This is a genomic window from Pseudomonas syringae group sp. J254-4 (assembly GCF_032586855.1).
In the GTDB taxonomy this organism is placed as follows: domain Bacteria; phylum Pseudomonadota; class Gammaproteobacteria; order Pseudomonadales; family Pseudomonadaceae; genus Aquipseudomonas; species Aquipseudomonas amygdali.
This window is the reverse complement of the sequence record NZ_JAWHOO010000008.1, coordinates 159,373-172,104: the sequence shown is the minus strand read 5'-3', so window position 1 is coordinate 172,104 and position 12,732 is coordinate 159,373. Positions and strand designations below refer to the sequence as shown.

The window sequence follows — 12,732 nt, the reverse complement described above, 5'->3', positions numbered from 1 at the left end:
GATGCTTCGCAGCGACCGGGGCAGATCCGCTGTGTTCTGCGCCCGGAGTATCGCCTTCGCCAATATCAGCTCGGTCTGAACAGGTGTGCATGCCCGGCGCGGTACAGCGAGGACTCGCTGAAGGTGTCGTCGGCAAGCACACGTCCGACCAGAATCAATGCCGTGCGGCGAAAGCCTTTGGCCTGCACTTTTTCATGAATATCCGCCAGTGTGCCAACTGCCCAGTCCTGATCCGGCCAACTGGCACGGTGCACCACGGCAATCGGGCAATCGGCTCCGTAATGTGGAACGAGCTCGTCGACAATCCGCTGCAGGTTGTTCACCCCCAGATGAATCGCCATGGTTGCCCGGTGGCTGGCCAGACTGGCCAGCTCTTCGCCGCAGGGCATTGAGGTCTTGTCGGCATAGCGAGTCAGAATCACGCTTTGCGAAACATCCGGCAGGGTCAGCTCGACGCCCAGCAGCGCAGCGCAGGCAGCGGTCGCGGTGACGCCGGGAATGATTTCGAATGGAATATTCAGTTCCCGCAGATGGCGGATCTGCTCGCCGATGGCGCCATACAGGCTCGGGTCGCCGGAATGCACGCGAGCAACGTCCTGGCCCTGCGCATGCGCGGCCTTTATCAGTTCAATGATCTGCTCCAGATGCAGCTTGGCGCTGTTGGTCACCTGCACGGCCTGATGACCCTCCAGCACGGCGAGCGGCACCAGTGAGCCTGCATAGATAATGACTGGGCATGTGCGAATCAGGCGTTGCCCCTTGACGGTGATCAGCTCGGGATCGCCAGGGCCGGCACCGATGAAATAGACAGTCAATGAATTCTCCGGAGTGGATGAGCGCGGGGAGATTATCCGTTGTATGCAGGGCTGATTGCCAAGGCAAATGTGGCGTGGGCGCTTTTCTGCCGTTCGATCAGCAGGGTGGCGGTGCCGTCTCCCAGTTGCGCGGCCAGCGCCAGTGCCGAACCTTCGGCGACACCGTGACAGCCGGTGGTCTGGAAGACCTGCGCAGAACGATGGGTGAGGTGCAGCTCCCACGCGACCAGTTGCGCGGCGTTGAAGAACACCAGCGGCACTGCCAGTTGCCCGGCCAGTTCAAGCAGGCCCGGTTCCTGGTCTTTCAGATCGATACATGCCAGCGCAGTGACGCTGGCAATCTCCAGGTCAATCACGCGAAGGCTGTTCTCGATCAGCTCGCGCAACGTCGCTGCAGAGCAACCGCGGCGACAGCCCAGCCCGGCCACCAGTGACGAGCCGGGCTGAACGGTCGGAAAATCAGGCCTGATGCAGGTCGGCATCGTTTCTGCGGAACAGCCAGGCACTGATCAGCCCCATCGCGACCCAGAACAGCGCGTTGGTCAATAGTGAGGCAAGCATGAATTGCGATTCCAGAGCTTCGGGTGCCATGCTCTGATGGACCAGCGGCTGTGGTGCGCCGATCACGTGAGGAACGACCAGAATCGCCACGCCCAGCACTTTGAGCAGCCAGTTCTGACCAAATACCAGCAAGGCCAGCCCGGCGGCAGTCGATGCGGCCGTACCTATCCACCAGGCCTGACGCTGACTCAGTTCGGCGGCAGCAGTGCCTGGCAATTCAGGCGGCAGGCCAAGCGTGGGTGCCAGCACAAAAACCGCGAAACCGGCCAGCCCCCACCATACGCCTTGCACTGTGCGACCCGGCGCGCGCAGGGTGTAAAGCCCGGCAAGCATCAGGGCGAAGCCTACCGCGACCACCAGATTGCCGCCCGTGGTGGACAGCACACGTTGCCAGCCGTTTTCAGGTTCCCAGGCCGCTTGGTCATGCGCATGACTGTGCTCGGCAGCCGCGCCGTCGGCATGCTCATGGACCTGTTCGGCAGTTGCGTTCTCGTAGGTTTCGGCCTGCTGGATCAGTGGCACCACCCAGAAGCTTTGCAGCACGGTCAACAGCAGGGCCGCAAGCAGGCCCGTGAACCCGGCAGTTTGTGCGATTCGCTTGAACATTGTGGAATCCTTAATGGCAAGGAAAGGCAGCGCTGTGACGGGTATCGTGTGCGGCGTTGTGTACGGCCGCGATGTGCGAGAAACCGGCGAAATACACCAGACAGGCACCCAGCAGCGCAGCGCTGATGGCGGCTGTCAGGCGTTGAGTGCGGGTGGAGCTGGTGGCGGCGGCGTGGCTGCTGCTGATGGTCGACATGGCGATCCCTCTTGATGATTGGCAAGCGGGCCACGCGCGAAGGAACCTGCCGGCAGACGCCAGAGGTTTCAACTGCGCCCGCCCACCGCGGGTTTGTCATTGCAACGATGTCGGGCCGGTCTCCGGGCTCGCGAGGGGCTCAAACGACGTACGTTCAAGGCCTGCAAGGTCACCTTCCCATGCCGTGGCACAGTGGATCAGACCTTCTCTCGCTTACCGTTGCGGGGGCAGCACCGGACTTGCTCGACAGCGTGAGCGCACCGGTTTCCCGTTTCACCCCGTGAGGGGCACCCGAAACAAGGCGTACAGGAGAGCATGGGCGGCGGGGGATCGTCAATCTGAACGATTGACCTGTCTGCGGTCACTGCGTAGCCTTGCCGGTTCGAGGTTCTCCATGCGTAAAGCGTTACACATGGAGCTAAGACGGGAATGCGGTACACGCCGCAGCTGCCCCCGCAACTGTAAACGGTGAAGTTCATTGCACAGCCACTGCTGCGGCGGGAAGGCGCAATGAACGCGTGTCGGCACGTTCTTCATTGCCTGCCACATGCCGCCGTGAGCCAGGAGACCTGCCTCGAACCGGGCTGACCAAAAAGCCTGCGAATTCTCACTACAACCGGGCGGGGTGATCCGGTGGCGATCCGATCCGTGTGCCAGGCACGCGGTTCTCGTCCTGTTTGCCCGCCGCATTGCCAAAGGGCACCTGATGAAAACACTGGCCAAGCTTCCCGTCACCATCGTCACCGGCTTCCTCGGCTCGGGCAAAACCACCCTGTTGCGGCACATGCTCGACAACGCCGAAGGGCGGCGCATCGCGGTCATCGTCAATGAATTCGGTGAGCTGGGCATCGACGGAGAAATCCTCAAGCAGTGCACCATCGGTTGCACCGAAGAAGAGGCCAACGGCCGGGTATATGAGTTGGCCAACGGCTGCCTGTGCTGCACGGTGCAGGAAGAATTCTTCCCGGTCATGCGCGAACTGGTCGCGCGTCGTGGCGATCTGGACCACATCCTGATCGAAACCTCCGGGCTGGCATTGCCCAAGCCGCTGGTTCAGGCTTTTCAGTGGCCGGAAATTCGCAACGCCTGCACGGTCGATGCGGTGATCACTGTCGTCGACAGCCCTGCGGTACTGGCCGGTACGTTTGCTGCGTTCCCCGATCAGGTCGATGCGCAGCGCAAACTCGACCCGAACCTGGACCATGAGTCGCCTCTGCACGAGCTGTTCGCTGATCAACTGGCCAGCGCCGATCTGGTGATCCTCAACAAGGCCGACATGATCGACGCCGAAGGTCTGGCAGCGGTGCGTGCCGAAGTTGCCGAAGAACTGCCGCCAGCCGTCAAGGTGATTGAAGCCAGCAGCGGTCGTCTGCCGATCAGCGTACTGCTGGGTGTCGGTGCCGAGTCCGAGCTGCATATCGATGGTCGCAAGACCCATCATGATCATCACGACGATGACGATCATGATGACCACGATCACGATGCTTTCGATTCGATTTCCCTGAAATTGCCTCAGGCCGATGAAAAGGTGCTGCTGGACGCACTGAATCAACTGGTCGTGCAGCACGGCATTCTGCGCGTGAAAGGCTTCGCGGCCATTCCCGGCAAGCCGATGCGCCTGCTGATCCAGGGTGTGGGTACGCGTTTTGACAAGCACTTCGACCGCGCCTGGCGCGCCGACGAAGAGCGTGCCACGCATCTGGTGCTGATTGGTCAGGAGCTGGATGCCGTGGCCCTGCAAGCGCAGCTCAACGCTGCAGTTGTCGGCTGACCCCATGCATTTACTGAGAACCCAGCCCGGCGGTTTCGTACCCGACGACAGCATTGCCGATCTGGGCCAGACCCCGGCCGAGCTGGTGATTCTCTGTAGCGGAGACTCCAGCCTGGCGCTGCTGGCCGAAGCTGCCCGGCAGCTCCCTGACGACTACCCGAGCCTGCGTCTGGCCAACCCGATGCAGGTACAGAATCACGCTTCGGTCGACTTGTACGTCGATGAGGTGCTGCGCCACGCCAAAGTCATTCTGATTTCCCTGCACGGTGGCATCGGTTACTGGCGTTACGGCGTCGAGCGGCTGATGGAGCTGGCGGCACGCGGGGTTCAGGTCATTCTGGTGCCTGGTGATGACCGCCCTGATCCTGAACTGAGCGACCTGAGCACAGTGCCTGCCGCAGAACGCGACCGGCTATGGCAGTTTCTGCGTCAGGGCGGCTTGCAGAATGCGCTGGAAATGTATAGTTGCATGGCCAGTCGCTGGCTGGACCGGGACTATTCCTGGACCGAGCCCCAACCGTTGCCACGCACAGCCATTTACCACCCTCGATTGGCAAGTGCGCAGCTCACCGATTGGCAAGCCGACTGGGTTGCAGGGCAGCCCGTCGTGGCGCTGCTGTTCTATCGTTCGCACTTGCAGGCCGCCAATACCGGTTTTATCGACGAGTTCTGTGCGCGCTTGCAGGCGCAGGGCATCAACCCGTTGCCCATAGCCGTGGCCAGCCTGAAGGAGCCCGGCTGTTTCACTCAGGTGGAGGACTGGCTGGACGAGGCTGAAACCGAGCTGATCCTCAACACCACCGGCTTTGCCCAGTCGAGCCCGGAAGCGCCGCATCTGCGCCCGTTTCGGCGCAACGTGCCGGTCATTCAGGCGATCTGCGCGCAGGACAACGAACCTGCCTGGCAGGCCAGCGAACAGGGCCTTGGTGCGCGCGATCTGGCGATGCACATTGCCTTGCCGGAGCTGGACGGGCGAATCATCAGTCGGCCAATCAGTTTCAAGGATCTGGCTTGGCGCAGCGAGCGCAGCCAGTCGGACGTGGTGTGTTACCGCGCCCAGCCGGACAGGATGGATTTTGTCGCGCAACTGGCGCGGCGCTGGATCGAACTGGCGCGGCTGCCCAACGCCGAGAAGCGCGTGGCGTTGATCCTGGCCAACTATCCGACCCGCGACGGGCGGATCGGCAATGGTGTGGGGCTCGACACGCCTGCTGCGGCGCTGAACATCCTGCGCGCCATGCAGGCCGAGGGTTATCCGCTGGCACAATTGCCGGACAGCGGCACCGAGCTTATCCAGCAACTGCTGGGTGGTGTGACCAATGATCTGGACAGCATTGACCTGCGGCCCTGCCAGCAAAGCATGGCACTGGAGGAATACCTGGCGGCGTTCAACGAGCTGCCGCAGGAAAACCGTGATGCCGTGAATGCCCGTTGGGGCGCGCCGGACGGCGATCCGATGTTTCGCAGTGGCAGGATGATGATTGCCGGTCTGCGCTTTGGCCTGACCTTTGTTGGCATTCAGCCTGCGCGTGGCTACCAGGTAGACCCCAGCGCGGTGTACCACGACCCGGATCTGGTTCCGCCCCACGGTTATCTGGCGTTTTACTTCTGGCTGCGCAAGGCGTACGGCGCGCATGCCGTGGTGCATGCCGGCAAGCACGGCAACCTTGAGTGGCTGCCGGGCAAGGGCGTCGGCCTTTCCCGAACCTGCTGGCCGGACGCTGTACTGGGTGCCATGCCGAACATCTATCCATTCATCGTTAACGATCCGGGCGAGGGCGCACAGGCCAAGCGACGCACCCAGGCGGTGATCATCGATCACTTGATGCCGCCTCTGACCCGCGCGGAAACCTATGGCCCACTGCGCAATCTGGAACTGCTCGCCGACGAGTTCTATGAGGCGCAACTGCTTGATCCGCGCCGCGCGCGCGAGTTGCAACGGGACATTCTTGAACTGGTCCGTGAAACCCATATCGACCGCGAGCTGGCCCTGGGCGAAAACCTCGACAGCGACGCCGATGCGGCGCTCTGGCTGCCGCGCCTGGACACTTACCTGTGTGATCTGAAGGAGTCGCAGATTCGCGACGGCCTGCACATCTTCGGTCAGTCACCACAAGGCCGTCTGCGTACCGACACCTTGCTGGCCCTGCTGCGCATCCCGCGTGGCGACGGGCGCGGCGCGCAGTCGAGTCTGTTACGGGCGTTGAGCAAAGCGTTCGGTCTGGATTTCGACCCGCTGGACTGCGAACTGGCCGAACCCTGGACCGGCGCGCGTCCCGCTGCGTTACTGGCAGTCAGCAGTGACCCGTGGCGCACTGCCGGTGATGCGCGTGAACGGCTTGAGCTTTACGCCGCTGCGCTCATCGAACGCGTGACACAGGGCGAAGCGCTGCACGACCTGCCGGTCGACGATGATCTGGCACTGATTCTCGACAGCCTGCGTGAAGTGGTCGCGCCGCGTCTGGACGCCTGCGGCCCCGGCGAAATGCAGGGCATGCTCGATGCACTGAGCGGCCGCTTCGTCCCGGCAGGCCCCAGCGGCGCGCCGAGTCGGGGGCGTCTGGATGTGCTGCCCACCGGTCGTAACTTTTTTACCGTGGATGTCCGCAACCTACCGACCACCACGGCGTGGCGTATCGGTTTCCAGTCCGCCAGCCTGTTGCTGGAAAGGCACCTTCAGGACCATGGCGACCATCTGCGTCAGTTGGGGCTGTCGGTCTGGGGCACGGCGACCATGCGCACCGGTGGTGACGATATCGCTCAGGCGATGGCGCTGATGGGCGTACGCCCGGTCTGGGCGACGGGCAGCCAGCGGGTCGATGATTTCGAGATTCTGCCGGTCAGCCTGCTGGACCGCCCGCGGGTAGACGTGACATTGCGGGTGTCGGGCTTTTTCCGTGATGCCTTCGCCAACCTTATCAAGCTGTTCGACGCTGCGGTGCAGGCAGTTGCTGCGCTGGACGAGCCGGACGACCTGAACCCGCTGGCGGCCAGGGTGCGAGAAGAACGACAAGGTTTTATCGCCGAAGGGTTGAGCGAAGACGAAGCGGCGCGTCAGGCGGGCTGGCGGATCTTCGGCGCCAAGCCCGGTGCCTATGGTGCTGGCGTGCAGGGCGCGATCGACGGCCGTCTGTGGCAGAGCCGTGAGGACCTTGCCGAGGTTTACCTGAACTGGGGCGGTTACGCCTATGGTGCTGCCGATGAAGGTACGCCTGCGCGTCAGCGCTTTGCCCAGCGACTGTCTCAGGTACAGGCCGTGCTGCAGAATCAGGACAATCGCGAACACGACCTGCTTGATTCAAACGATTATTACCAGTTTCAAGGCGGCATGCTCGCGGCTTCGGAAACCCTCAGCGGGCAGAAGACCGCCAGTTACCATGGCGATCACAGCCAGCCGGACCTGCCGAAAATCCGCACCCTGAAGGAAGAGCTGAACCGGGTGATACGCTCGCGCGCAGCGAATCCGAAATGGATCGACGGGGCCAGACGTCATGGGTACAAAGGTGCGTTCGAAATGGCCGCGACCGTGGATTTCCTGTTTGCCTTCGACGCGACCACCGAACTGATCGATGATCACCAGTACGCGCTGCTGGCCGACGCCTATCTGCTTGACCCGACCACTCGCGATTTTCTCGCCGAGCACAATCCCGATGCCTTGCGCGACATGACCGAGCGCATGCTCGAAGCCCAGCAGCGTGGCCTCTGGCAGGAGCCGGGCGAGTATCAGCAGGCGCTGGAAGACCTGCTCCTGGACATAGAAGAGAACTGATGACCTTGCCTGACCCGAACATCACCGAAACTCCACATTTTCCGCTGGCCGCTGTGGTCGGCGCCGATGACCTGAAGCTGGCGTTGTGCCTGACCGCCATTGACCCGCGCATCGGTGGCGTATTGATCGAAGGGCCTCGGGGCATGGCCAAATCGACGCTGGCCCGCGGGCTGGCCGATGTGCTGGCCAGCGGTCAGTTCGTCACCTTGCCGCTGGGTGCTACCGAAGAGCGTCTGGTCGGCACGCTGGATCTGGACGCTGCGCTGGCCGAGGGTCGTGTACAATTTTCCCCGGGTGTACTCGCCAAGGCCGATGGCGGTGTGCTGTATGTCGATGAGGTCAATCTGCTCGCCGACCATCTGGTCGACCTGTTGCTGGACGTTGCGGCCAGCGGTGTCAATCTGGTCGAGCGGGATGGTATTTCCCATCGCCATGCCGCGCGCTTCGTACTGATCGGCACCATGAACCCGGAAGAAGGTGAATTGCGCCCGCAGTTGCTGGACCGCTTTGGCTTGAACGTCGCATTGAGTGGCCAGACCCTGCCTGCCGAGCGCAGCCAGATCATCCGTCGCCGTCTGGATTTCGACAGCGATCCGGTTATGTTTTGCCAGCAATGGCAAGCGCAGCAGGACGCCTTGAAGCTTCGTTGTGAGCAGGCGCGTCAACTGCTTGCCGGTATCGAGCTGGATGACCATTCATTGGCAATGATCACCGAGCGATGCTTTGCTGCAGGTGTCGACGGTATGCGCGCCGATCTGGTCTGGCTGCGCGCCGCGCGCGCCCATGCTGCATGGCGTGGTGCCGGTCGAATTGAAGAACAGGACATCGAAGCGGTCGCCGAGTTTGCCTTGCGTCATCGGCGGCGCGAGCCGGCCCCGCCACCACAAAACCCGGAAGCGCCGCCGCCCGGATCGTCCAGCAGGCAGGCCGACCCTGAAAGCGGGCAGGGCAACTGGGGCGAGCTGCCCGCCCAGGCCGTCACTACCGGCGCACGCCGCGAAGTGCCGAGCTGGCCAAAAAAGCCTTAGGCATCCGCCCTCGTATCTCGCAGGGGGCGGATGCCGTTCCCCGTCCTGGTCGACTGGCCACTGGCAGACAAGGGGCCATGCGTGCCGGTGCTGATGGCCCGGTGCAATGGTTGCCCACACTGTTGCGCGGTCGGCCGGAAAGCCGCAAGGACCTGATTCGCCAGCCGCGCAGCAGCCGTCCCAGTGAGTTATTGCTGGTGATTGTCGATGCTTCAGCTTCTACACGACGCCATCAGGCGTTGAGCCAGGCCAAGGGGCTGTTGTCGCAATTGTTCGACGATGCGTATCGACGCCGCGCGCGTCTTGCCTTGCTGACCGCCAGCGGTGACGCGCCACGCTGGCAACATCAGGGCCTGAAAGCGTCATCGGCATTGAGTCCATGGCTGAATGCACTGGGTGCGGGCGGCGGCACGCCACTGTCTGCGGCGCTTCAGCAGGCCGGTGAATGGCTGGCAAAGCGGCAAAAACGCTATCCGGCCGAGCAGCAGCGGGTTCTGGTGCTGACCGATGGCAGGATCAAGCAGTTACCCGTCCTGCCTGCATTCAATTGCGCGAGTGTGTTGATCGATATCGAGAAAGGCCCGATCCGCTTGGGCAGGGCGCGGGAACTGGCGTCCAGCCTGGGGGCTGATTATCAGCACATTGATGAGCTGAAACCGGTTTGAGCTATCAGGTCTGGCAGTTCTGGAACTGCGTGCCAATGCGCTGAAGCATTGGCACGACAGTCAGTTGCAGTGCACGGGCAACGCTCAAACCTGCGTCAGGCTGGCATGGTCCAAGGCTCAAGGTCGTAGCCTTCGTTGCTGATTTCTGCACGCGCCTGTTCCAGAGCGCTGGCCAGTTGCCGCTTGTCTGAATAGGTGCTGCTCGGGATCTGCTTGCGACCGATACGGTTGCTGGTGCGGTCGATCACCGTCAGGCTCAGTTCGCCGTTACCGTCCTGTGGTGCCCAGGCAACACACTGGAAGGGTTCAAAAGCGTGTCCAGCGATCAGAAGTGCATCGTTGAAGCGCAGTGGGGCGTTCATGGTTTTTTCCTCAAGTGCCCATATCAATTCAGTCACGGCGGCGGGCTGACCGTCCGGCTGGTTACTTGTGTTGATGAACGACAAGGGGGCATGAGTCACACCCTTCAAAGAAAAATATGCGAATTTTTTTCAACGCTCGCGCGCGTGACCTTGCAAATAAACATCCTTCAGCGGCTAAGGCGTTAGTGACAGAGGGTTATGAGCGTTAGACCCAAACGGTACAACGCTGCGTCAAAAATTTGCTAGGGTAATAATTGGGCTCGCCAACATGCTGTTTATGAAAAGCTTTTAAAAATCCCACTCCACGTCGGGCGCCAAGGAAACTTCATGCATGGATCGGCCCCAACGCGACGTCTGTTGATCATCGACGGCGGTGACGACTGTCATCTTCTGATTCCTGCTTTGAGTGATGCCGGATGGACGGTGCAGGAAAGCACCTCAGGTTCTACCTTCAATCCCGATCATGACGTGGGCCTGATTCGCCTGACGTCCGGTCATTTCGAACAACTGCCCAGGCTTCAGGAGCTTGTCGCCCACAGCAACATGCGCTGGGTTGCAGTGCTGTCAGCCAACGATCTGCAACGCGAGAAAATCGGCGATTTCGTTTGCCAGTGGTTTTTCGATTTTCACACCCTTCCTTTCGATGCAGCGCGGTTGCATGGCACGCTGGACAGAGCGTTAGCGGCAGGTCGTCCCGAAGTGCAAGGTGGGCTGGCGCTTTCCGAGGCCGAGCCCGAGCTGCTGGGCGACAGTCGGCCCATTCGTGAGCTGCGCAAGCTGCTGAGCCGGCTGGCACCTATCGATTCACCGGTATTGATTCGTGGCGAGCGTGGTACGGGCAAAGAGCTGATCGCACGCAGCCTGCATGTACAGTCTCAGCGACGCGGCAAGCCCTTTGTTGTCGTGGATTGCGCTGCGTTCAGCGGGCATTCGATCCAGACCGAGCTGTTTGGCCATGAAAGCGCTGCGTTTGACGGTGCTCAGGCGCACAGGATCGGGCTGCTTGAAGCTGCTGACGGCGGCACGCTGCTGCTTGACGAGGTTGGCGATCTGCCGCTGGAAACCCAGATGTCGCTGTTGCGCTTTCTGGAAGACCGGCAAATCGAGCGCCTGGGCGGCGGTGAGTCGATTGCAGTGGATGTGCGGGTGCTGGCCGCGACCCGTGAAGATCTTGAAACGGCTGTGCGGAAAAAGCGCTTTCGTGAAGACCTGTATTACCAGCTCAATGTGCTGCAGGTCGGGGTGGCACCGTTGCGCGAGCGTCATGGCGATCTGGCGTTGCTGGCCAACCATTTCGCCCATTTGTACAGTCAGGACAGCGGCAGGCGAGCACGCAGTTTCAGTCAGGATGCGCTGGTGGCGTTGGGCAAGCACGACTGGCCGGGCAATGTGCGAGAGCTGGCCGGTCGGGTACGGCGCGGGCTGGTGCTGGCCGAAGGCAGGCAGATAGAAGCGGCAAACCTGGGCTTGCTGGGCGAAGAAGACAGTGCTGGCAGTATGGGCACGCTGGAGGAATATAAATCGCGTGCCGAGCGTCAGGCATTGTGCGATGTATTGACCCGCCACAGTGACAATCTGAGTGTGGCGGCCAGAGTTCTGGGCATATCGCGACCGACCTTCTATCGGCTGTTACACAAGCATCAGATCCGCTGAGCCCCCAGCAGTTGCGATACAGCCGCCATCGCCTGTTCGCGGCGCTGCGGCCAGTCACCGCCCAGCACTTTATAGGCCTGCCGATGGTGGTCCAGCCATTCCCGGCTGCTGTCGAAGAAGGCCTGGCGCTCGCATAGCTGCGGCTGGCAGCGTTGCCCGTCGCTGATCCAGTCCACGCCCTCGGGTGACAGCAGCAGGTGCAGGTCGTAAGAGCGGCTCAGCAGTTGCTGTTCGATCCACGCCGGACAGTCGCCGAACAGGGTGCGGCTCCAGAGCACATTGCTCAGCAAGTGTGTGTCGAGTATCAGCAAGTGCGGCTCGCTGGCGCGACCGGCATCCTCCCAGTCCAGCTGGCCGCGAGCAATGGCCGGTATATCGGCGTAGTCGGTATCGCGCCCCTGTTGATCGATGAAATGACGTACGTATTCGCCGACCAGTACGCCGCCGAACCGATTCTGTATTTCGGCCGACAGCCAGCTCTTGCCGCTGGACTCGGGGCCGGTCAGGACCAGGACTTTCATCGCGCCAGCGCCAGATCGTTACGCCACTCGCGCCAGCCCTGCACGGCCAGCAGGGTAAACAGCGCATAGAGTGCAGCGGTCAGGTACAGCTCTTTGTAGATGAACAGGCCGACAAAAATCACATCCAGCACAATCCACAGCGGCCAGCACTGAACGCGCTTGTGTGCCATCCACACTTGTGCGACCAGGCTGAAACCCGTCAGTGCTGCGTCGAGCCATGGCTGTGCGGCGTCGGTGAAATGCGCCATGCCAGCGCCCAGCGCGAGGCTGATGACTGCGCCGACAGCCAGCCCTTTAAGCACTGAATGGCTCGGCAGCACAGTGACAGCCTTGACCGGCAGGCCGTCGCCATGGCGAGTCCACTGCAGCCAGCCGTAGATTTGCAAGCCTGCATAGATGACCTGCAGCAGCATGTCTGAATACAGCTTTACGTCGAAGAATATCCAGATGTAGATCACCACCATCACCAGCCCGATTGGCCAGCACCAGGGATTCTGCTTCACTGTCAGCCAGACCGCGATAACGCCGATGGCGGCAGCGAAGAGTTCAAGCCCGGACATGGCGGCTCCTTGGTGAGGGTTGTGAGGGTCGGGGGCGGCGATTGTATGCGCTTCTGCGCGCGGCGTGGAGCTTGTGTTGCGTCAGGCTGCACGTCAGCAGGCTTTGTGCGTGGAGGTCTGCTAGCATTCGGCGCCTTGCATTTGCGCGACTTTCTTCAAGCTTCGTTCAGGCATGCGACGGCATAGTGGCAAGCATTTTTTATACGACAACATTAAACAGCGAGC

General features: G+C 61.7%; 12 protein-coding genes and 2 riboswitches. Of the genes, 5 read left to right on the top strand and 7 right to left on the bottom strand.

Annotated features, from left to right (window positions below; genetic code table 11):
- Window positions 1-65 precede the first annotated feature (65 nt).
- The 4 genes from cobM to RYB09_RS12590 are packed head-to-tail and all read right to left on the bottom strand — an operon-like array spanning window position 66 to window position 2,178.
- Window positions 66-815, bottom strand: coding sequence for a precorrin-4 C(11)-methyltransferase (gene cobM, locus RYB09_RS12605; protein WP_316888697.1), 750 nt, complete (start codon window positions 813-815; stop codon window positions 66-68).
- A 32-nt stretch (window positions 816-847) separates the two neighbouring features.
- Window positions 848-1,297 (bottom strand): cobalamin biosynthesis protein, encoded by a 450-nt coding sequence (locus tag RYB09_RS12600; protein ID WP_122260049.1) that lies wholly within the window; start codon window positions 1,295-1,297, stop codon window positions 848-850.
- Window positions 1,275-1,982: a CbtA family protein gene (locus RYB09_RS12595; RefSeq protein ID WP_122260048.1), complete on the bottom strand. Its 708-nt coding sequence runs from the start codon at window positions 1,980-1,982 to the stop codon at window positions 1,275-1,277. The genes RYB09_RS12600 and RYB09_RS12595 overlap by 23 nt, the downstream gene beginning before the upstream one ends.
- A gap of 10 nt (window positions 1,983-1,992) precedes the next feature.
- Window positions 1,993-2,178: a CbtB domain-containing protein gene (locus tag RYB09_RS12590; RefSeq protein WP_122260047.1), complete on the bottom strand. Its 186-nt coding sequence runs from the start codon at window positions 2,176-2,178 to the stop codon at window positions 1,993-1,995.
- A 95-nt stretch (window positions 2,179-2,273) separates the two neighbouring features.
- A riboswitch (cobalamin riboswitch) is annotated at window positions 2,274-2,488 on the bottom strand.
- A 58-nt stretch (window positions 2,489-2,546) separates the two neighbouring features.
- A riboswitch (cobalamin riboswitch) is annotated at window positions 2,547-2,770 on the top strand.
- A gap of 114 nt (window positions 2,771-2,884) precedes the next feature.
- On the opposite strand from RYB09_RS12590, the gene cobW reads away from it, so the two are divergent.
- The 4 genes from cobW to RYB09_RS12570 all read left to right on the top strand — a co-directional run bounded on the left by cobW (window position 2,885) and on the right by RYB09_RS12570 (window position 9,411).
- On the top strand, window positions 2,885-3,949 hold the full coding sequence (gene cobW / locus RYB09_RS12585) for a cobalamin biosynthesis protein CobW (RefSeq protein ID WP_122260060.1): 1,065 nt from the start codon (window positions 2,885-2,887) through the stop codon (window positions 3,947-3,949).
- 4 nt (window positions 3,950-3,953) lie between these two features.
- A complete protein-coding gene (gene cobN / locus RYB09_RS12580; RefSeq protein WP_122260059.1) occupies window positions 3,954-7,718 on the top strand; it encodes a cobaltochelatase subunit CobN in 3,765 nt (1,254 codons plus the stop codon).
- The gene (locus RYB09_RS12575) at window positions 7,718-8,746 is read left to right on the top strand and encodes an ATP-binding protein (protein WP_316888692.1); all 1,029 of its coding nucleotides are present in this window, start codon (window positions 7,718-7,720) and stop codon (window positions 8,744-8,746) included. The genes cobN and RYB09_RS12575 overlap by 1 nt, the downstream gene beginning before the upstream one ends.
- A 77-nt stretch (window positions 8,747-8,823) precedes the next feature.
- Window positions 8,824-9,411: a vWA domain-containing protein gene (locus RYB09_RS12570; protein WP_316888690.1), complete on the top strand. Its 588-nt coding sequence runs from the start codon at window positions 8,824-8,826 to the stop codon at window positions 9,409-9,411.
- Between the two features lie 95 nt (window positions 9,412-9,506).
- Here RYB09_RS12570 and RYB09_RS12565 read toward each other — a convergent pair whose 3' ends face one another.
- Window positions 9,507-9,773, bottom strand: coding sequence for a hypothetical protein (locus RYB09_RS12565; protein WP_003315350.1), 267 nt, complete (start codon window positions 9,771-9,773; stop codon window positions 9,507-9,509).
- Window positions 9,774-10,100: 327 nt separating this feature from the next.
- Between RYB09_RS12565 and RYB09_RS12560 the strand changes: the two genes are divergently transcribed.
- Entirely contained in the window at window positions 10,101-11,426 is a 1,326-nt protein-coding gene (locus tag RYB09_RS12560) for a sigma-54-dependent transcriptional regulator (protein ID WP_122280820.1), read from the top strand.
- On the opposite strand, the gene RYB09_RS12555 is transcribed toward RYB09_RS12560, so the two are convergent.
- Both RYB09_RS12555 and pnuC read right to left on the bottom strand, forming a co-directional pair.
- Complete coding sequence (locus RYB09_RS12555; protein WP_058402264.1) at window positions 11,414-11,947, bottom strand: AAA family ATPase; 534 nt, start codon at window positions 11,945-11,947, stop codon at window positions 11,414-11,416. The genes RYB09_RS12560 and RYB09_RS12555 overlap by 13 nt on opposite strands.
- Complete coding sequence (gene pnuC, locus RYB09_RS12550) at window positions 11,944-12,507, bottom strand: nicotinamide riboside transporter PnuC (RefSeq protein ID WP_005731787.1); 564 nt, start codon at window positions 12,505-12,507, stop codon at window positions 11,944-11,946. The genes RYB09_RS12555 and pnuC overlap by 4 nt, the downstream gene beginning before the upstream one ends.
- Window positions 12,508-12,732: the final 225 nt, after the last annotated feature.

What these genes read in the sequence shown, in the direction of transcription:
- RYB09_RS12600 (WP_122260049.1), bottom strand. Translation starts at nt 1,297, where the DNA reads ATGCCGACCTGCATCAGGCCTGATTTTCCGACCGTTCAGCCCGGCTCG.
- RYB09_RS12595 (WP_122260048.1), bottom strand. Translation starts at nt 1,982, where the DNA reads ATGTTCAAGCGAATCGCACAAACTGCCGGGTTCACGGGCCTGCTTGCG.
- RYB09_RS12590 (WP_122260047.1), bottom strand. Translation starts at nt 2,178, where the DNA reads ATGTCGACCATCAGCAGCAGCCACGCCGCCGCCACCAGCTCCACCCGC.
- cobW (WP_122260060.1), top strand. Translation starts at nt 2,885, where the DNA reads ATGAAAACACTGGCCAAGCTTCCCGTCACCATCGTCACCGGCTTCCTC.
- cobN (WP_122260059.1), top strand. Translation starts at nt 3,954, where the DNA reads ATGCATTTACTGAGAACCCAGCCCGGCGGTTTCGTACCCGACGACAGC.
- RYB09_RS12575 (WP_316888692.1), top strand. Translation starts at nt 7,718, where the DNA reads ATGACCTTGCCTGACCCGAACATCACCGAAACTCCACATTTTCCGCTG.
- RYB09_RS12570 (WP_316888690.1), top strand. Translation starts at nt 8,824, where the DNA reads ATGCGTGCCGGTGCTGATGGCCCGGTGCAATGGTTGCCCACACTGTTG.
- RYB09_RS12565 (WP_003315350.1), bottom strand. Translation starts at nt 9,773, where the DNA reads ATGAACGCCCCACTGCGCTTCAACGATGCACTTCTGATCGCTGGACAC.
- RYB09_RS12560 (WP_122280820.1), top strand. Translation starts at nt 10,101, where the DNA reads ATGCATGGATCGGCCCCAACGCGACGTCTGTTGATCATCGACGGCGGT.
- RYB09_RS12555 (WP_058402264.1), bottom strand. Translation starts at nt 11,947, where the DNA reads ATGAAAGTCCTGGTCCTGACCGGCCCCGAGTCCAGCGGCAAGAGCTGG.
- pnuC (WP_005731787.1), bottom strand. Translation starts at nt 12,507, where the DNA reads ATGTCCGGGCTTGAACTCTTCGCTGCCGCCATCGGCGTTATCGCGGTC.